General features: G+C 44.4%; 13 protein-coding genes. 9 read left to right on the top strand and 4 right to left on the bottom strand.

Going from position 1 to position 19,754, the window contains the following annotated elements; translation table 11 throughout:
* The first annotated feature begins 85 nt into the window (after nt 1-85).
* Nucleotides 86-685, top strand: coding sequence for a cytochrome b/b6 domain-containing protein (locus QZ938_RS21815; protein ID WP_293149938.1), 600 nt, complete (start codon nt 86-88; stop codon nt 683-685).
* A gap of 334 nt (nt 686-1,019) precedes the next feature.
* Nucleotides 1,020-2,612, top strand: a complete 1,593-nt coding sequence (locus QZ938_RS21810) for an SDR family NAD(P)-dependent oxidoreductase (RefSeq protein WP_293353232.1) — start codon at nt 1,020-1,022, stop codon at nt 2,610-2,612.
* Nucleotides 2,613-3,260: 648 nt separating this feature from the next.
* On the opposite strand, the gene QZ938_RS21805 is transcribed toward QZ938_RS21810, so the two are convergent.
* The 4 genes from QZ938_RS21805 to QZ938_RS21790 form a co-directional block, all read right to left on the bottom strand.
* Nucleotides 3,261-5,651, bottom strand: coding sequence for a cache domain-containing protein (locus tag QZ938_RS21805; RefSeq protein WP_293363494.1), 2,391 nt, complete (start codon nt 5,649-5,651; stop codon nt 3,261-3,263).
* A gap of 686 nt (nt 5,652-6,337) precedes the next feature.
* Nucleotides 6,338-6,802, bottom strand: a complete 465-nt coding sequence (locus QZ938_RS21800; RefSeq protein ID WP_293149932.1) for a hypothetical protein — start codon at nt 6,800-6,802, stop codon at nt 6,338-6,340.
* Nucleotides 6,803-6,991: 189 nt separating this feature from the next.
* Nucleotides 6,992-7,552 carry a sugar O-acetyltransferase gene (locus QZ938_RS21795; RefSeq protein ID WP_293149930.1) on the bottom strand — a complete coding sequence of 187 codons (561 nt, stop codon included), beginning with the start codon at nt 7,550-7,552 and terminating at the stop codon, nt 6,992-6,994.
* A gap of 153 nt (nt 7,553-7,705) precedes the next feature.
* Nucleotides 7,706-8,425, bottom strand: coding sequence for an MBL fold metallo-hydrolase (locus tag QZ938_RS21790; RefSeq protein WP_293334927.1), 720 nt, complete (start codon nt 8,423-8,425; stop codon nt 7,706-7,708).
* Between the two features lie 194 nt (nt 8,426-8,619).
* Here QZ938_RS21790 and QZ938_RS21785 point away from each other — a divergent pair, with 194 nt between their 5' ends.
* The 7 genes from QZ938_RS21785 to QZ938_RS21755 all read left to right on the top strand — a co-directional run bounded on the left by QZ938_RS21785 (nt 8,620) and on the right by QZ938_RS21755 (nt 19,666).
* Nucleotides 8,620-9,888, top strand: a complete 1,269-nt coding sequence (locus QZ938_RS21785) for a transposase (RefSeq protein ID WP_293334823.1) — start codon at nt 8,620-8,622, stop codon at nt 9,886-9,888.
* A gap of 45 nt (nt 9,889-9,933) precedes the next feature.
* Nucleotides 9,934-11,406 (top strand): site-2 protease family protein, encoded by a 1,473-nt coding sequence (locus QZ938_RS21780; RefSeq protein WP_293149924.1) that lies wholly within the window; start codon nt 9,934-9,936, stop codon nt 11,404-11,406.
* Nucleotides 11,407-12,166: 760 nt separating this feature from the next.
* Nucleotides 12,167-12,694: a hypothetical protein gene (locus tag QZ938_RS21775; RefSeq protein WP_293149921.1), complete on the top strand. Its 528-nt coding sequence runs from the start codon at nt 12,167-12,169 to the stop codon at nt 12,692-12,694.
* A 372-nt stretch (nt 12,695-13,066) separates the two neighbouring features.
* Nucleotides 13,067-14,149 (top strand): DUF6745 domain-containing protein, encoded by a 1,083-nt coding sequence (locus tag QZ938_RS21770; RefSeq protein ID WP_293353226.1) that lies wholly within the window; start codon nt 13,067-13,069, stop codon nt 14,147-14,149.
* 124 nt (nt 14,150-14,273) lie between these two features.
* Complete coding sequence (locus QZ938_RS21765; protein ID WP_293353224.1) at nt 14,274-15,707, top strand: transposase; 1,434 nt, start codon at nt 14,274-14,276, stop codon at nt 15,705-15,707.
* Nucleotides 15,708-15,798: 91 nt separating this feature from the next.
* A complete protein-coding gene (gene sat / locus QZ938_RS21760) occupies nt 15,799-16,980 on the top strand; it encodes a sulfate adenylyltransferase (protein WP_293149915.1) in 1,182 nt (393 codons plus the stop codon).
* Between the two features lie 475 nt (nt 16,981-17,455).
* The gene (locus QZ938_RS21755) at nt 17,456-19,666 is read left to right on the top strand and encodes a caspase family protein (protein WP_293353222.1); all 2,211 of its coding nucleotides are present in this window, start codon (nt 17,456-17,458) and stop codon (nt 19,664-19,666) included.
* Nucleotides 19,667-19,754 lie beyond the last annotated feature (88 nt).

The following is a 19,754-nucleotide window of genomic DNA, read 5'->3' as shown; positions in this document are numbered from 1 at the left end:
ACATTTGTTTCACAATTGACTGTTGAAAAATTCCGGGATTAGCTGTATTATATGGCAGACTATTTATCAAGTCGCAAAATTCAGAATGCCACGATCTCGACCTTACCAACCATTGCTACTGAGATTACTGCACGGGGCTAACGCGGCGATCGCCCTTTTATCAATTTTGAGCGCATTTATAGTGTACAACACCTATGACGGGCGCTTTGGGAAAGTCCCCGTGCCTCGGATTGCAGACATTATCGGGATTCACGGCACTTTTGGCAAGCTGTTGCTGTTAGGACTTATGCCTGCTTTTGCATTGTACAGTTTGTATGCAGGTCAAAGACGGTTAGTGCAGCCCGATTCTTTTGCCAAACTGGCGCAGGTGGGAACACCGATTTGGTGGTACAGTTTGCACCGGATTGTGAATACTTTGATGTTGTTAGCGCTCACTTTTGCGATCGCATCTGGCAGTATGGTTAAGGAAGAATGGCTGCCGGCTGGGGATTTGACACAGGTTTGGTATTATTTGCACCTCTCTGGTTGGGTGGTATTGGTGTTTTGTCTGCTAATGCACTTGTTGATGAGTGCGAAGGTGGGAGGTTGGCCCCTAATTTTATCGATGTTCGATCGCAAATACCGCCCAGAGGATTCACCGGCTGTTTGGTGGCGGAAAATTCGCTCTTTTGTCGATCGCTCTTAATCGAGAACCGCCATTGATTGTGCATTATTATTTCTGGTAAAATCACCACAGACCAAACTATTTAACAAGTGATCGTAAAGGTAATGAGGTATGTTGTTGGGCTTAAGCCCTCTTATATTTATTATCTAGTAAGCAATGCCGAATCAAAAACTCCATTTATAGTCAGCTATACTTTATATTTCTGAGAAAGGCTATAGCCTTTCTCAAAAAAATGAGGTATGACTGACAGCTTATAAAACCACTAAACTAAGAAGGGCCCAAGCCCAACAACGTCCGCGAATCTTTCTGACAAAGGCTATAATAACTCCCAACAACATCAAAAATCAATTAATTTATGCAAGTTTGTCTCGTTACAGGTGGTAATTCCGGTGTTGGTTTAATGACATCTTTAGGTTTAGCTAAATTAGGACATCATGTCTTTATTGCTTGCCGATTCCAGAAAAAAGCGACAAACGCGATCGCCTACATCCGTGAAACTACCGGAAATCCCAATATAGAATATTTACCCTTAAATCTCGCATCCTTAGAGTCAGTGCGTCACTGTGTTAAACTATTTCAAGACCGAAATTTACCCTTACATATCCTCGTCAATAATGCCGGAATATTCGACGCCCGAGGAATTACTCAAGAAGGATTTGAGTTAATTTGGGGAACCAATTATTTAGGTCATTTTCTTCTGACTTATTTATTATTAGATAAGATACCAGATTCCGCATCAAGTCGCGTGATTGTGGTCTCCTCAGATTTAGCATTAAAACCCACTCAAATTAAGTGGGATTTATTTGTCAAAAAAACACCCTTAAATTTTATCGAATCATATAACCAGTCTAAACTTTGCCTGTTGCTCCTAACAAGACAACTTGCTCAAAAATTAACGAATGTCACAGTTAACGCAGTTCATCCAGGTTTTGTCCAATCTAATATTACCATCGGTCATCGTTTGAGCAAATATCTCGGTTTAGGAATTAATCCAGAAAAGGGAGCTTATAGCAGTCTCTTATGTGCTACTTCTCCAGAATTCGAGTCGATATCAGGTAAATTTTTAGGTCAAACAGGACAAGAAATAACATTACCTGTCTTAGCACAAAATAATGATTTATGCCACGAGTTGTGGGAAAAAAGTTTATTATGGACTGGCTGCACTCAAGTTATCCAGAAAGAGAGAAATAATTATGATGCTACTGATGGGATATGGGGGCCTTACACTCTCAAGTTGAATCAGGAGGAACTCGCGACTATTTGCGATCGTATCTTTAAGGAAGTTTTACCAAAACCGCCAGTTAAAGTTTTATTGACTCAGGCATTAAAATCTCTTTTGAGGTTGCAATTTGGTTCAGTTATGTTGCTGCTGATTCAATGTTACAAAGGCCAATTTTATATGGAAAGACATTTAGATTCTGCCGTGGTGTTGCAACTGTGTCAAGATGAGAATGTATTAAAAATACTTACAGCTTATTTAGGGGACAATTTAAAATTGTGGCGTTCGGAATTATGGGTAAATTATCCCTCACGTCAATTAATTCCTTTTTGGCATCGAGATATTTATCCTAATTTACTGACTGGGGAGGGAAAAACAATTAATATTTATATTGGTTTAACAGAAGTAACGGAGACAAACGGGTTTGAATATATCTCGAAAAGTGACCTCAAAAAATGTCAAGTCAAAATTACCGATTTCTTTAGTGGGAATCATTTTTTTAGAGTTCCCAATGAAGTTGAAGAGAAGGCGATTCCGGTAGTTTTAAAACCGGGTGAGTTTATTTTATTTACCGATCAACTTGTACATCGTTCGATTTATAATAGAAGTGGCAAAGTTCGTCTTTCTTTAACGTTACGAGTCGCCCAACCGAGTATAAAAGTTTTACCAGGTTACACTTCTAATTATCAGGAACCTGTCACAATGGGTAAGAGTTGGGTTGACAGTTGACGGTTGACAGTTGACAGTTGACAGTTGACAGCGACATCTACATCTACCTGGATGGAAGGAAGAGAATTGGAGTAATAAGTCGTTTGATTTTAATTTCTCCCCATCGGGACTAGGGGTTTCAAACAATTCTTTATGGTAATATCATTTATAAAAAAATGCTACAATAAAAAAACTCGGCTTGCTTATAGGTCAATACAGTTGACTTAAGAAAAATCTGACTTGCCCAAAATGGCTATATTGCCAGAAAATCGTCAGATGAAATTCATCAAAAGCATTAAGTAAACGGTATTGAAATACAATCGACTCCATCAAGACAAGAGTTTTTAACCGCAGAGGGCGCAGAGGGAAGAGTATTGCGAGGGTTTTGGATGTCGTAAAAAAACCTTTTATCCCTCCCCTCTCTGTGTTCTCTGTGTTCTCTGCGGTAAAATCTTCTTAATATCTACTTCACCTCTTTATAATCCAAAAATCGTCAGATGAAATTCATCAAAAGCGTTAAGTAAACCGTATTGGCTTATAGGTTCATTGAAGCTTCTAGGTGCGTCGCTATTAGATTGTCGGTCTTTATTAAAGATGGTGGAAGCGACACACCCTACGGAAGATTAGGTGCGTCGCTATTAGTTTGTAAATCCTATTAGCGAAGACAGTTCAAACGATCGGCAATTCTACTACAAACTCAGCACCACCCTCAGTTTGAGATAGAGTCTGAGATTCAATTTGAGATGGCACGGGAGATTGAACTGTCAGGCGCCCGCCGTGCAAATCTACAATAATTTTATAGCAAACTGATAGCCCCAATCCTGTATAATTTTTCAAGGATTTGCTATGGTAAAACGGGTCAAAGATTCTGTCTTGAATTTCCGGCGGAATTCGAGAACCGTTGTGGGCGATCGATACTGCAATAAATCTGCCTGTTGAATGCTCGACAATATCTGTTTTAATTGTAATAGTTTGATCGAATTTGTCAATCTTGTTAACAGCATCAATCGCCTTGCTGAGGATATTAGCGAATACTTGGCTCAGTTGACCGGGATAACACAAAATTGGTGGCAGGTTACTGTACTCCTTGATTACTAATATTTTTTTCTCCAGTCGGTGAGCGAGCAACAGTAGAATATTGTCGATGCTTTCGTGAAGGTTGGCGCGTTCTTTGTTGGCTTCATCTGGAAGTGAAATGTTCCGCAAAGCCAGGATGCTCTGGCGTATGCGATCGGTTCCTATTTTCAGAGAGTTGAGAATTTGTGGCAAGTCTTCGCTGATAAAATCTAGGTCGAAGCTCTCTATTTCTTGGGCAATTCGCGACACAGGTGTGGGATATTGTTCGCGATAGAGGCGAAGTATATTCAGCAAATTATTGAGATAATCGTTGACGTGAATCAGGCGCCCGTAAATAAAGTTAATTGGGTTGTTAATTTCCTGGGCAATTCCGGCGGCGAGTTGACCGACTATTGTCATTTTTTCGCTTTGTACTAAATGCTCTTCGGTTCTTCTGAGTTGCGCTAATACTTCTTCTAAAAGTTTGAGTTCTTCTTGAATTTGCCCGTGGAGTTGGGATTGGGAAATTGCGATCGCCAGCGAGTCTGCAATTGCTTCCAAAACTTCCACTTCGTCGGGAGTTGCAAACCGCCGATTCGCACAAGCGAACAGATATCCCAGCCGATTAGTCTGAGTCAGTACGGGTACTGCTGCGTAGTGGCTGTCTGTGAGTTTGAGATGCACTGCTTCCTGAGAGGCTGTGGCATCGGGGGCGGAGGTTTTCTGGAGAAGTATGGTTTCGCACCGATGCAGCCGTGCAGCTAAATCTCCACAGGGCCCTGTTTGGGCGCCGAAGATTCCCAAGCGCCCCGGTAAACCTTCCCGGCAATATTCCCAGCAAAATTCCACAGTATCTTGCCGGGGGTCGTACCAGCCAAAAATTGCCCGATCGAGCTTTAGCAAGGTACCGAGTTCGTCTACAGTAGTTTGCAGGATGCGATCGAGCTCCAAGGAAGCGCGAATGCGGCCGGTCAATCGGTGGAGAAGGGCTTCTGCGCGAGTGCGAATGCACTTTTGGGAAAATAGCTTGAGTGCCACAATTACTGCTAAAGTAGCTGCGCCAAACAGTCCGGTGGCTGCTGCTGCTAATCTATTTAAGGCGAACAGTTCTTTTTCGAGATTGTCGCTGGGAATTACCAGGGCGATCGACCATTCAGCTTGTTCTAAAGGAAGATAGGCAACATAAACTCTGGCGTCGTTGATTTGAGTCAGTACAATGCCCGTTTTTTGATAAACCATCTCCCGCACTACATTCGCCAAATTAGGATCTGCGGACTCTAAAAGACTGGGAGCCGCTTTGTCAATATTTCCCATTAACCGAGTGTCGGGATGGACAATCGGCACTCCTTGAGAATTGAGTACAAAAGCGTAAGTTCCTGCCTCATATTCCAGCTTTCCTACTACTTCCGCAATTCTGTCGATAGTAATGACACCGTTCATTACTCCGATCGGCTTTTTTGGTTGATTCTCCTGAGAATTTGACCACACCGGAGCCGAAATGGGAACAATACTTTGTTTTTTGAGCGTGCGAGAAATGGTAGGATCTGAAACATATAGTTGCCCAGCCATTGCCTTTTTGAAGTGTTGGCGATCGCTAACGTTAATCAAAGCTCTGCCAACTTTTGTGGTAAAATAAGAACCGTCGGGTTCAATTAATGCGAAATGCTTGAAGTCTTGCAGACGATTTACTTCGGATTTTAAATAAGGCCCTGCCACAGACCAATTCATCGATCGCACCGAAGGAGTGTTAGCAAGGGTTTCGATCTCAGTCTTTCTCGTGCCGATCCAGCGATCGATCTTGTTACCGCGCTCCTTAACTTCTAACAAAGCATTTCGCTCTAAATTGTTGACAATCAAGCGGCGAACTCTTTGATAGCTGATACAACCAGCGATGCTAGCTGCCATAATTGTTACGCCCAAAATTAACAACGCGATTTTGTAGCGCAGATCGTATTCGCCCTTAAATCTCGCTGGCAATAGTTGAGTTAATTTCCACCACTTCACTTTCGCAAAGCTTCCCATGGTTTGACCAATTTGTGAGATTGAAATTCTCAGCTCACCAGCGATGAACTTGCCCGCCTGTCAGCAGTCTGAAACTACTAGCAATAATTGCGGGGATTTTTGAATTTTTTCCCGCCGGCCCGCTCACCCTGTCTGACTGGAATCAGATTTTACCATATTTTTGAGAAGCTACAATATTTCTTCAACAATTTAATTATTCAAAATTTTCATAGTTTTGTTAACTGCTATTAATAATTTATGTCAATTGGGCAAGGTTGCCCACAAGCACCCGATGTTGAAAGGAAGAGTTGACAGTTGACAGTTGACAGTTGACAGTTGACAGTTTTCATCAGTCAGAAGGAAGAAGAGAGAGGCGAGAAGGCAGAAGCCTTTCGGATTCGCGAGCGGGTCAAAAGAAGAGAGAGGGAATACACAGCCAGCTTTGTTAGCCACTGATATTTTATATTTAATTAGGTGGATTTACTGGTTAGGTAATGTTGAAATGTATTGCTTTTGTGCAATTAGGTAAGGTACAGACTGCGCCCCCTACATTGAGATGTATGGCGTTGCCCCAATCATAAAATATTAAAAGTTTTGAGTTATTGATGAACCAAAAATTTGTTATTAAATCTTTAATTCAAATCTCAAAACTTTTTGCGGTGCTAAATAGCTGCTGTTGGGCGATTCATTTAAAGAACCTTGTGAGTGTGCTCGTGCTGTTTCACATTGTCTTCAGTGCGAATGACGCGCTCGGTGTTCAGCACTCTTTTGCGTTCTAAGGAATAGGTAAAGTCGTTGCGAACTGTTCCTAAGGGAATGTGAACTTGAGCCTCGGGGCGGATTTTGTAAGTGCGGGCTGCGGCGATCGCCCGAAAGCCAAATTCTTCGCTAAACTGAGCTTCGGCGGGGAATTCCGGCAGCCTTTGGGGTGATTCACCGTCTAACACCGATCCTAAAGTCGTCCCCCAAGCCATTTCATAAGATGTGGGAATTCCCTTGACAATTGCTTGCAAAGCTGCTGAAGGGATAGGTTCGATTACTTTTACTTGATGAACTTCGCCTTCTTCTTTGATGAAGCAGGTGGCTAAACCCACTACTATGTAGTCGTCGGTGCCGAGTTCGGGTGCGTTGGGATAAACTGTTGCAGTCGTCATAAGAAAAGGTTGGTAGTGGAGAAACCGGGAGGGAGAAATTAAGCGATTTGAGATTTGAGATTTGAGATTTTTGCCGCAGATTTTTTCGGGGATTTTACCTAAAAAATCTCAAACTGGCGGTTCTAGTCTCTAAAATTTTTGTGTAAAGCTCCAAAAAGCCGATCGCGCCAGTGAGTCGATCGTACCACATCAAGGCAACTGCCGGATGATTCGGCAAGGATTCCCCGCAGCCACGACGTTGGCGGGGATATCTTTGACAACAACACTGCCTGCACCGATCGTGCTATTGTCTCCAATAGTGACTCCCGGACAAATAATACTGCCTCCACCAATCCAAACATTATTACCAATATTAATTTCAGCGGCGAGATCTCGGCCAGAAAGTCGGATTTCCGGATCGGTGGGATGAAAAGCAGTGTAAATTTGCACGTTGGGGCCGCACAGCAAATTTTCGCCGATGTTAACTCGATTGCAGTCGAGAATCACGCAGCCAAAATTCATGTACAATCCGTTTCCCGCATAAATATTGCTGCCGAAGTCGCAGTAAAAAGGCGGCTCGATTTCTATTTTGGGGCCGATTGCACCGAACAATTCGGCAAGTATTTCTAACCGTTTCTCTGGTTCGTCTTCGTGGGTAGAATTGTAGATTCTGGTGAGGCGGCGGGCTCGCTGGCGATCGGCAATTAATTGTTCGTCGCTAGCTAAATACAATTCGCCGGCGAGCATTTTTTGTTTTTCGGTTTTTTCCATAAGAATCGGCTGTAAGAATCGGCGGAATTAAGATAAAACGGCGGTTGAAACCGCGCCTACACAAACAATGTCCACCTCCGTGGACTGAAGAAAATAAGGTAATTTTAATCCAATACGCGATTGATAAGACGGCGGTTGAAACCGCCGTCTCCTTCAACCCGCGGAGGCGGGTTTTGCTTGTATAGATGCGGTTTCAACCGCCCGGTTTTCTTGATTCTGCAAACAAACAACTAAATCTAGATTAGTTAATTGCTCAAAAGCTCGATCGATCGATCCTTTTCCCCGCAAAAAACCAGTATTCGCAGCGGGGCAGATATATTGAAGAGTCGAAGGCGAAAATCGATCGATAATTGACTGCACGCTGTTAATTTGCCTCGGCCAGTGAAAAGTTTTGGGCGTTCTCTGCGGTACCGGGGCGCCTTCTCGATTGGGGAGCAAGTGTCTGCCGGTAAACAACACTCCACCGCTGCCAGTATCATAAAGGCAAGATGAACCAGGAGAGTGGCCGGGAGTCCAAAATGCTTTTATGCGATCGCTCACAGTAAATTCTCGCTCAAAAACCGTCAGTTGCAATCCGGGGAGCAAATAAGCTTCCTGCTCTTGAATTAGGATATCGCAGCCCGTGGCTTCCTGAATCTCCCGCGCCTTGGCGATAGCGCCGCGGTGGGTGAGAAACAGCAGCCGCACGCCGCCGTTTTCCCGCAAAAAGGCTAGGTTAATATCATCCCAAGCGGGACAATCTACCAGGATGTTCGATTCGTTTTCTACAATGAAATAAGCTGTCGCACCCAGGGTATCCCGGTTAGGTGGGAAAGCAAAAATATTTGGCAGCACGAGCCTGGGCTGTTTGGAAACTGAACTCTGTTGTTTCAAGGAAGTATTATAAAACTTCATTAAGTTTGTAAGCATCAATAAACAATATAGCGGTTCTCAAGCGTGGTGAGGTATGCCCACGGAGACCTATGCCCAATCGTACCTCATCTTTCTGAGAAAGGCTATAGTAGTATCATATAGTCAAGAAAGTCAAACAAGGAAATGTTGCTCTCGTTAAAAGATGGAGGCCCTGAATGCAACTAGCAGAGAGGCATATCATTAAATCTACAGAACACCGTTTCGCCCAGATTGATGAATTAGCTTTTAAATCCAAAAATCTCTACAATGCTGCTAACTACGTCATTCGTCAGAGTTTTGTTTATGGATGGAGTTACATCAATTATAACGAAATGAATCGTTTGATGAAGTCTCATCAAGCATACAAGGCTTTGCCAGCTAAAGTCAGTCAGCAAATCTTGATGATATTGGACAAGAATTGGAAATCATTTTTTGAAGCGGTTAAAGCTTACAAAACTGATCCATCTAAATTTACTGGTAGCCCAAAACTGCCGAAGTACAAAGATAAGGTCAAAGGGCGAAACATTCTCGTGTACACGATACAAGCAATTAGCAGCACGCAGTTGAAGAAAGGAATCATCAAGCTTTCGGGTACGGAAATTTTAATCAAAACCAAAGTAAATCCCGCTCGTATCTGCCAAGTTAGGTTGGTTCCCAAATGTGATTCATATGCGATCGAGGTAATTTATGACAAGTCGGAGTCCACCCTGGACGATGATAAATTTGTAGCTAGTATTGATTTAGGACTGGATAACTTAGTGGCGTTAACTTCAAATCAGCCGGGTTTTACACCTCTCCTGATTAACGGGCGACCATTAAAATCAATCAATCAGTTCTACAACAAACGTAAAGCACGGCTACAAACTCAATTAAAAGGGAGTCGCAAGAGTTCGCCTCGCATCCAACGATTGACTCGCTGTCGCCACCAAAAAATTGATAATTACTTGCATCATACCAGTCGCCTGATTGTTGACGTTTTAATAGCAAAACAAATTGGGGCGTTAGTAATTGGCAAAAATGCACAATGGAAAACTGAGATTGATTTGGGAAAGCAAACTAATCAGAACTTTGTCAGTATTCCTCATGCTCGACTAATTGAGATGTTGGAATACAAAGCTCGATTGGTGGGGATTAAGGTCGTCGTACAAGAAGAATCTTATACGTCTCGGTCTAATTTTCTCGGCTTAGATCCAATCCCTGTCTATGGAAAGATAGATAAGGATATTTTATTTAGTGGTAAACGGATCAAAAGAGGCTTGTACAAGACATCGGTAGGTCAATTAATTAACTCCGATGTTAACGCTTCTTACAACATTTTGAGAAAAGCAATCCCAAATGCGTTTAGTGATGGGATAGGTCGTGGGCGTAGTTCAGCCAAGGCGGGTCAATCCGCTCAAAGTAAAGTGAAGGGGGAGGGACTTGATGCCTCCCATGTCATGTCATAAATGACTATACTTTTACTAGCTATTGAGAGGCATGGAATAAATATTATGTTCTTTTTACTATGGTTGCTTGTACTGGGGTTGATATCTTACTACTTGTTGCAGAGCAGCACCAGCCGCATCACGCGAACTCCGGTATGGCTGCTGTGGCTGGTAATGATGGCGCCGGCGCTGATTTGGACTGGTTGGCTTTTAGTTAACGGCGCGAGCAAAAAAGTACCGCCCGAGTTGGTAATTATACCTTTTCTGGTTTGCCCTTTTTTGTACTGGTTTTTGGTACAGTTGGGGCGCAAGCAAATTATCGCCTCCACGACTGAGCAGGTAGCAGGTTCTGATGGTGAACCGACAGAGCCCAAACCGCCCCTGCGCCCGATCGATTCCGAGGAAGAAGCGAGCTTGCGCGATTGTTTTCCTTGGTCAATTTACTTTTTGCGAGATTTAGAATTTCGCCCGCAGGCTGTCATTTGTCGGGGACAGTTGCGGACGAACCCGGAGGCGGCTTATCAGGCGATTCGGGAGAATGTCGAGAAGCATTTTGGCGATCGCTTTTTAGTCATATTTCAAAATAGCTTGAGCGGTCAACCTTTTTTTGCCATAGTTCCCAATCCCAGCCACCAATCCGGAGAAAATTCGGTCAAAACTGAATCTGTAACCAGGCCGTTTTTTGCCTTAGCTTTGGTGCTGATTACGGTGTTTACGACTACAGTTGTCGGCTCGCAAATTGCTGGAGTTACTGAAAAAATCTTGCAGTCCAACCCGTATGTGTTGCTTCAGGGTTTGCCTTATTCCTTGGCTCTCATTACAATTTTGGGAATTCACGAATCCGGTCACTATTTAGCTGCCAGATTCTACAAAATTCGCACGACTTTGCCTTATTTTATTCCGGTTCCTTTTTTCTTGGGAACTTTTGGCGCATTCATTCAAATGCGGAGTCCAATTCCCAACCGCCGAGCTTTATTTGATGTCAGTATTGCCGGCCCGCTGGCGGGTTTAGTCGCGACAGTGCCGTTGTTGATTTGGGGTTTGGAGCATTCGACAATTGTACCGCTGTCTGACAAGTCGGGAATGTTAAATTTTGACTCTTTTAGTCCGAAATTTTCGCTGCTGATGACTTTGTTGAGCAAGTTAACCTTGGGCGGCGCTTTCAATGCGGAAACTGCGATTCATTTGCATCCGGTAGCGGTGGCGGGTTATTTGGGTTTGATCGTGACAGCGTTTAATTTGATGCCTGTGGGACAACTCGACGGCGGGCATATTGTACACGCAATGTTTGGCCAGCGGGCTAGTATGGCGATCGGGCAATTTGCCAGAATTTGTATGCTACTGCTTTCTTTTTTGGAACAAGGTTTGCTGTTGTGGGCAATTATTTTGTTTTTGACGCCTCTCAACGACGAACCTGCGTTGAATGATGTCAGCGAATTGGACGATAGGCGAGATTTTTTGGGGTTGCTAGCGATCGGGCTTTTGTTAATTATTTTGTTGCCAGCGCCCAAGATACTCATTCAGTGGTTAAATGTTTAGAAGGAAGAGAAAATAGGGAGCATCTCTTTTTTGTCATTAATTATTGGGCATTGGGCATTGGGCATTGGGCATTGGGCATTCAGTCGGTAAACAGTCAACTGTCAACTGTCAACTGTCAACTGTCAGGGAGCATATCTGCGGAGCTGGCAAAAAGTATGTTTTACTACGATTTGCGAGCTGAGAAGAGCACTACAAATGCTTTGCACGCTCGATGCTTCCTGGAAAGATGCCAGAGAGAAGAAGGCTCGCTTCGGCTACGCTGGCTGACAAGTCGCTCAGGATAAAAAGAAGGAATAAAAATCAGGATTTACTTATCGTCGCGAGATAGAAAAAAGAGAGAGGTTCACAAATTCCTCAAGGATTGCTATTGAGAGCCTCTCAGTTTTGTCTTTATAGTGCTGTCCCCGATCGCCCTGGCTTTGTGTAACCCGTGCGAGGGGGGACAGCACTCACATAAAAAAATGCTCTTTATAAAAATGAGATGCTCCCTTGCTATTTAAGCTAGTTTATCATTTTTCAACTCAATTTCTATCTCAAAGTGATGTTTATTTTCACCAGAAAGACTTGGTTGAAATCCACTTCCTTTGAGGGAAAAATTAAAATCATACTATTCATTACTCCAATCCTCTTCCTTCTAGTTAGAGATCGCTCTCAAACTGTCAACTGTTGAACGAGTTATCTGATAAATATGTCCTACAGAACCTTCACTTTCCAACAATTACAAGAGCGGTTTGGATTGGAGATGTCACTCAGTCCAATTTTGAGTGCCAAAATTATTCCTTTAGAACCATCCCAATGGCTTTGGAGAGCTCTCGAAATTAGTTCTAACACTGCTATAACAACAGCAAAAGAACGTTCGGAACGGATTATTTCTCCTATATTGTTAGAATTTAGAGAAAAAAATCACAGACAATTTTCTATTTTTTCCGGTTGGGCATTTGATGTAGATGTTTCTCAGGGATTGCATGGAGAATGCGACTTTATACTGTCTGGGACACCGTTGAATTTTGAAATTAAAGTTCCGTTTTTTGCACTTAGAGAAACAAAAAGCGGAGAAATAGAATCTTGTCTGCCGCAGTGTGCTGCACAAATGGTGGCGGCTCAGCTATTTAACGAACGCCAACAAAATTCAATTCCTGCCGTATTTGGCTGTGTAACTTCGGGGGTAGTCTGGCGGTTTCTTAAATTAAAAGGAAATAATTTAATTATTGATGATGATGTTTATTATCTCGATAATCTTCCTGTAATTTTAGGGGTTTTGCAAAAAATTGTTAATTTATACAAATAATCTATAGCCTTTCTCACTAACATGAGGTACGGATGGAGCATGGGGCATGGGGCATGGGGCATGGGGCATGGGGCATGGGGCATGGGGCATGGGGCATGGGGCATGGGGCATAGGCATCGCAGGCATACCTCACTTTTTTGAGAACCGCTATAATTACTATCCTAAAATAGGTTTGTAGTGAGGACTTCAGTCCTTCTCTATTTTTGAGGAATGAAGCGAAGAAGAGGGCTCTCGCATGACCGCATATAAGTTATTAGTTATAATTCCATATTGACTCCGGTCATGCTTCGCCCCTACAAACATATTTTGGAAAAACCAGATGCAGGCGGAACGATCGCACTTAATTAATTTTTTGACTGGAAATTAAATAATATGAATGTACCAACGATCGCACTAACTCCCGAACAAGCAGCGCTAACTCCCATCTATCGCGAAAAGTGGCGGCAAATTGGACTGTCGATCGCACCACTCGATCGCGCGATCGCGACAGCGGCTATCAACACCGCCTACAACATCATCGGCTTGGGCGAACCGGAAATTATTTTCTGTGACAGCCCTTACATAGCTTTGGAAGCTCTTGAACGGCTAAGGATACGCGATTCTGGTTTGGAAACTGGTAGCGAAATTCGAGACAAAATTCATAATGAATTGTACGATACACTAAGAAGTCAACTCAACCGGAAACTGGAAAATCAGATTTACAGCCAACTCTATAACCCGCTGTACGCTCAACTGATAAGTCAATTCCAAATTCATATTAAAGACGAAGTTTATGCCAAATTAGCAAAGAAGTTGGGCAGCAGATTTCACCAATTTTTTGTCAATATAACCTATAATAATAACTGGATCTTATCCGAACTTTCCGCCTGTCACGGAAGTTGGGTAGATTTTTGTATTGAGGTCTTAGGATTGGAGTGCGATCGCTCTTTGTACTCAGCCTTTAAATCCTTAGTCGAAAACTGCGGCTGGATTTACCCGTTTGAGAAAAAGTGCTTGGTGTGCGATCGCCCGCGAAAAATTAATTTTGATAGCGAATATTTGCTCCACGCAGAAGGTCAGCCCGCCATCGAATTTGCTGACAAATTCAAGGTATACTCCTATCGTGGCGTGCTGTTACCCGAAAGCATCGGTCAAGTTGCGCCGGAGTCTTGGGAGCCTTCATGGCTGCTAAGAGAAAAGAATGCGGAAGTGCGGCGAGTGTTGATTGGGGCGATCGGCTATCCGAGGATTTGTCAAGAATTGCAAGCAATAGAATTGGATACTTGGCAAGAATATACTTTGTTGAAAATCGAGAATGATGTTGACATAGAACCCATATTTTTGTTGAAGATGACTTGTCCGAGTACGGGACACATTCACGCTTTGCGAGTGCCGCCAAAAGTGCTAACGGCGAAAGAAGCAATTAGCTGGGTAAATTGGGGAATAGCACCCGAAGAATTTAGCGTGCAAACTTGATATCGGGTGCGATCGATTAATGCCGTTCGTAGTGCGGACTTCAGTCGGCAAATTGCTATTGTAGGTGTTGCGTTTTTGGGATACACCAAATATATTGTGGTCAGGTCGAAAAAAGGAAGTTTCTATGCAACTAACGTACAAATACCGCCTTAAACCCACAAAAGCCCAGTTAGCAACGATTTCAAATCATCTAGAACTCTGTCGCCGACAATACAACTACCGACTCGGCGAAAGATTTAGATGGTGGGAGTCCACGAGAACATTCGTCAATGCCTGTCCCTTAACTGCTTCTATAGTTTCTGTTGAAGAGATTTATCAAAATATTCCTTTAAGGAGGGTGCAAACTAGGGATGGTAGAAAAAAAGATGAATCAGGCAATCCTTTCACTAGAAAAGGGGACATTTTCTCAAATATTGAAGGTGGATATGTACAATGGCAAACCATTCAGTTAGCCGACCTGAAAAATACTAAAAAGCTATTCCCTGATTACAAAGCTTTAAGTTCTCAGGTTTTGCAGGATGTAGTCAACCGAGTGGAAACTTCCTTTTCAAATTTCACCACGCCTGACAAAAATGGCAATCGTAGAGGTAAGCCTAAGTTCAAAGGATTTCACTACTACAAATCTTTCACTTATCCGCAATTACATAATTTAGATATCATCAAGGATGAGCAAAATAGAATTTGTGTGAACCTAGCCAAAATAGGTCAAGTACCGATGGTATTCCATCGTCCAATACCAACCGGATTCACGGTTAAGACGGGGACAGTCGTCAGAGAAGCAGACGGGTGGTACATCTCCCTGACGCTCGAAGACAAGGCGGTTCCCGTGACGGTTGCAGAAATTCAACCGACTGATAAAAACACTCTTGGTATTGACTTGGGGATAACAAATTACGTCTATCTTTCCAATGGGGAAAGAGTAGAAAATCCTAGATTTTTGAGGAAATCTGCGGAGAAATTAGCTCATCTTCAGGCGAAACTAGCGTCGAGAGTTAAAGGTTCTAAACCTTGGCAAGTTATTAAAAGTAAGATTTCTAGGCTGCATCAATTTGTAGCAAGGGCGAGACTTGACTTTCAATTCAAAGTTGCACATGAGCTGTTTGGCAAATGCGATGTTTTGGTGGTTGAAGACTTGAGTGTCAAAAATCTAACTAGACGTGCCAAACCTAAAACCGATATCGAGGATGGCAATTTAGTTTACTTGCCGAATGGCCAATCAGCTAAAAGTGGCTTGAATAAATCAATGCTTGATGCTGCTCACGGTCAATTTGCTAGTGTTCTTAAGTATGTCGCTTGGAAATCGGGTAAAAATGTTTTGTTCGTCGATCCAAAAGGAACTTCCCAGTATTGTTGGAATTGCCTCAACAAAGTGCCGAAAGAATTGTCAGACCGATGGCATTCTTGCCAGTGCGGAGAATCTTTCGATCGAGACGAAAACTCAGCTAAACTTATTAGAAAGGTTGGTCTGAGTTATCAAAGTGGCGGGGGAACTCCGTCACTCAAAAAAGCCTTTGCAAAAAAGGAAAAAGAAGCCTGCGGTCCAACGGTACTCCGTTGACCGTCAGGTTCGTTCACAAAATAATGTAGATTTACTGCCTGGGCTTGGTACTATGTATTCTGGCAGCTAAAACCACCAACTTCAAATAGACATGAGCCAGCATTCAGACCGCATTGCCCCTCACGGCGGCATCCTGGTCAACCGCATTGCTACACTAGACCAAAGACAAGAATTTTTCGACAAAGCAGAGTCCCTGCCGCGAGTCCAGCTTTCAGATCGATCGATCTCTGACTTGCAAATGATCGCAATTGGCGCCCTGAGTCCTCTCAAAGGGTTCATGGGAGAAGCTGATTATCGATCGGTAGTCAAAGAAATGCGCCTCTCCAACGGTCTCCCGTGGTCGATTCCCATCACCCTTTCCGTCAGCGAGGCCGTCGCCGACACCCTCACCGAAGGCAACCTAGTCCGCCTCGACTCCCCGGCTGGCGAATTTGCCGGTATCTTGGAACTCTCAGAAAAATACCGCTACAGCAAAGAAGAAGAAGCCCTCAACGTCTACCGTACCGACGACCTCAAACACCCGGGCGTCCAAGTAGTAGACCAATCCGGGCCAGTTAACCTCGCAGGCGAAGTTTGGCTGCTGGAACGCGAACTAGATGCGCGGTTTCCGCAATACCAAATTGACCCGGCGAAATCCAGAATACTGTTCAAAGAAAAAGGATGGAAAACCATAGTTGGTTTCCAAACCCGAAACCCCATCCACCGGGCCCACGAATACATCCAAAAATGCGCCTTAGAAACAGTAGACGGATTATTTTTGCACCCGTTAGTCGGGACAACTAAAGATGATGATATCCCTGCTGACGTGCGGATGCGCTGCTACGAAATTCTGCTAGATAAATACTATCCAAAAGATCGCGTAATTTTGGCAATTAATCCGGCGGCCATGCGCTACGCCGGCCCCAGAGAAGCAATTTTTCACGCTTTAATTCGCAAAAACTACGGCTGCACTCACTTTATTGTCGGGCGCGATCACGCTGGAGTTGGCAATTATTACGGCACCTTCGACGCCCAACACATTTTTGACGAATTTGAGCCCTCTGAATTGGGAATTGTGCCGATGAAATTCGAGCACGCTTTCTATTGCAAGGTGACGGAACAAATGGGTACAACTAAAACAAGTCCGAGCACTCCCGAACAGCGGGTGCATTTGTCGGGTACGAAAGTGCGCGAGATGCTGCGCGCTGGAAAATTGCCGCCCCCGCAGTTTTCTCGACCAGAAGTCGCCGCCGAATTAGCGAAGGCTATGAATATTTTTAGTTACGAGATTTAAGTCTTGAACTTTGGTATTGGTGGCATTCTGAATAGTTTTGAGTTTGGGGTTTTGAGTTTTAAATTGTAAAATTTAAGCTTGAAACTCAGGGTGCATCTGATTTTTGAAGAGGGCTAAGCATGACCGCATATAGCAATCCTAAATAATTTCCATAATTGTTGTTGTAGGGGCAATCCCCCCGTGGTTGCCCGGATAGTGCTGGGGTAGGCACGCACCATCCACTAGCCCTACAAATCTTCATGAATGATTTAGGATTGCTATATAAGTTATTACTGAATAATCTCATATTGACCGAGGTCATGCTTCGCCCCTACACACATATTTGCTTGCCCACAGATGTACCCAAAAATCAAAAGTTAAAACTTAAAAATTATCTTAAGAATTAAGGATCCCAATCTAATTGAAATCCCTTAAGATGAGGATTGAGCGGTATTTAACTTGAAATTGAAAACATAAAATTCAAAACTCTTTAAAAATGGGACTCAAGCGCCGGGAATTTTTGCAGCAAGCTGGCCGGGTGTTGGCCGCCATCGGAATCAGCGAGGCTGGATGGTTGCGGTTGGGCTCGCGCTACTTGGAAGCTTTGGCCCAGCCAACAGCGCGTAAATTGGCTTTGTTGGTGGGAATCGATCAATATTCAGAGTCGCCGCTGCACGGCTGCGTGACGGATGTGGAATTGCAGCGTGAATTGCTGGTATATCGGTTCGGGTTTGCGCCGTCGGATATTCTGACTTTGACTGATGCTGGCGCTACCAGGGAAAATATCGAGACGGCTTTTGTAACTCATTTGAGGGAACAAGCAAAACCGGGTGATGTGGTGGTTTTTCACTTTAGCGGCTGCGGTAGTCGAGTTAGTTTTGGGGACTCTCCGGGAAAAATGCAAAACAGTTTGGTGCCGGCCGATGATGTGGTACCGCTATTACCAAACGGATCGGTCAACGATATTTTAGAGGAAACGCTGCTGCAATTGCTGCGATCGCTCGCCACAGAAAATGCGATCGCCATCCTCGACACCAGTCACACCTATCCAGGTTTCCTCAAAAACGGCAACTTTCGCATCCGTTCCCGTCCGCGCCCCACCATCGGGCAACCAAGCCTCGCAGAATTAACGTTTGCCGAAGGTCTCCAGTCAGGCAAAAACAACGGTTCTGCGATCGCCCTACTGAGTGCGGCCGCCAATTCCCAAATCGCCGGGGAACAAGAGTGGAACGGATTTACTGCGGGTTTGTTTACCTACGCCCTCACCCAAAGTCTGTGGTTAGCGACTCCGGCTAGCAGTTTCAGCGTCAGTTTTAGTCGGGCGGCGGGCACAGTCGAGCAAATCGCGGGATTATCGCAGCAACCGCAAATTCGCCCTGACAATTTAACAACCGCGCCGGCGCTGAATTTTGCCACAAGTTTAATGTTAAATTCCGCTGCTGCTGATGGGGCTGTGACGGCGGTGGAAGATGGCGGCAAAACGGTGCAGTTGTGGCTGGGCGGGTTGTCGGCGGGGGTTTTGGAGTGCTGCGAGGGTTCGGTGTTTGCGGTGGATTCGTCGGTTAAGTCGATCGACAGCGATTCCCTAGAGGATAGCAACTATACTTCACGACTGTTGCTGCGATCGCGCACCGGTTTGTCTGCCAAAGCTCAAATATTAGATAAGCTCGATCGTACAAAAGGGCAATTAACAGCCGGCGATTTAGTCAGGGAAGAAATTCGGGTATTGCCGCGAAACATCGGTTTAACAGTAGCTTTAGACTCAGGTTTGGAACGAATCGAGCGGGTGGATGCTACCAGTGCTTTCGCGACAGTGCCGCAAGTTTCAGCCGTAGGGAGCGAGCAACCTGCTGACTTTCGGTTCGGGAGAGTCCCCGAAACCATTGTCGCTCAAACTCCTGGGGCTTACGAGCCTGCTTTGTATCAAGGGCGCTACGGTTTGTTTTCTGTCGGCCAAATGCCGATTCCCGACACCCAGGGCGACGGTGGAGAAGCGGTTAAGGTGGCGGTGCAGCGGTTGATTCCGCAGTTGAAAGCTTTACAGGCGGCGAAGTTGCTGCGGCTGACTGTCAATGAGACATCTTCGCGACTGAAAGTGCGAGGGGTTTTAGCAACTCTGGCGCCGCAAGCCCTGGTGATGGTGCAGCGGGAGTCGGTGCGGGCGAGTGGTGATTATCGCTTGGAACCTCTGAGCGCTCCCAGCGAGAAATCGAGTAACTTGGGTATACTAAGTTTGCCGATCGGCACCCGAGTTCAGTACAGATTGTATAACGAGAGCGATCGCCCGGTTTATGCTGCGGTGTTTTCCTCGGATACTGCCGGAAGGTTGTTGGCGATGAATTATCAGCCTGAAAGTAATGCTGGTGCGATGTCAATGGCGATCGCCCCTGGGGATAATTTGAGTGTCCCGGTGGCTGGGGCTTTGGGCTTAGCCGTGTCTGGGGCTTTAGGTTTGGCGGAAACTTTTATTATAGTTAGTGAGAAATCGTTCGATCGCACTTTGGCGGCAATAGCAACGGAAATGCAGCAAACAAGGGATACTTTGCCGGTGATGTTGTTGAATCCTTTAAATGTGGCGCGGGCTGTGTTGGAAGATTTGCACGCAGCTAGCATTCCCGGCGTGCAGAAACTGGGGATACCGACGGATAATTTGGCTTTGGATGTGAATGTTTGGGCGACTTTAAGTTTTGTTTATCGGGTGGTTTAGTTTGGGGAATTGGGGATATTTTCTGCAACTATAGCAATCCTAAATCAGGGAGCATCTCATTTTTGGAAAAAGCATTTTTTCTTTGAGT

The sequence above is a fragment of the Microcoleus sp. CAWBG27 genome (assembly GCF_020883145.1).
Taxonomy (GTDB): Bacteria; Cyanobacteriota; Cyanobacteriia; order Cyanobacteriales; family Microcoleaceae; genus Microcoleus.
This window is presented reverse-complemented; position numbering and strand designations above follow the sequence as displayed.

Excerpts from the sequence above, each read along its gene's own strand:
- QZ938_RS21815 (WP_293149938.1), top strand. The coding sequence starts at position 86 with ATGCCACGATCTCGACCTTACCAACCATTGCTACTGAGATTACTGCAC.
- QZ938_RS21810 (WP_293353232.1), top strand. The coding sequence starts at position 1,020 with ATGCAAGTTTGTCTCGTTACAGGTGGTAATTCCGGTGTTGGTTTAATG.
- QZ938_RS21800 (WP_293149932.1), bottom strand. The coding sequence starts at position 6,802 with ATGACGACTGCAACAGTTTATCCCAACGCACCCGAACTCGGCACCGAC.
- QZ938_RS21795 (WP_293149930.1), bottom strand. The coding sequence starts at position 7,552 with ATGGAAAAAACCGAAAAACAAAAAATGCTCGCCGGCGAATTGTATTTA.
- QZ938_RS21785 (WP_293334823.1), top strand. The coding sequence starts at position 8,620 with ATGCAACTAGCAGAGAGGCATATCATTAAATCTACAGAACACCGTTTC.
- QZ938_RS21780 (WP_293149924.1), top strand. The coding sequence starts at position 9,934 with ATGTTCTTTTTACTATGGTTGCTTGTACTGGGGTTGATATCTTACTAC.
- QZ938_RS21770 (WP_293353226.1), top strand. The coding sequence starts at position 13,067 with ATGAATGTACCAACGATCGCACTAACTCCCGAACAAGCAGCGCTAACT.
- QZ938_RS21765 (WP_293353224.1), top strand. The coding sequence starts at position 14,274 with ATGCAACTAACGTACAAATACCGCCTTAAACCCACAAAAGCCCAGTTA.
- sat (WP_293149915.1), top strand. The coding sequence starts at position 15,799 with ATGAGCCAGCATTCAGACCGCATTGCCCCTCACGGCGGCATCCTGGTC.
- QZ938_RS21755 (WP_293353222.1), top strand. The coding sequence starts at position 17,456 with ATGGGACTCAAGCGCCGGGAATTTTTGCAGCAAGCTGGCCGGGTGTTG.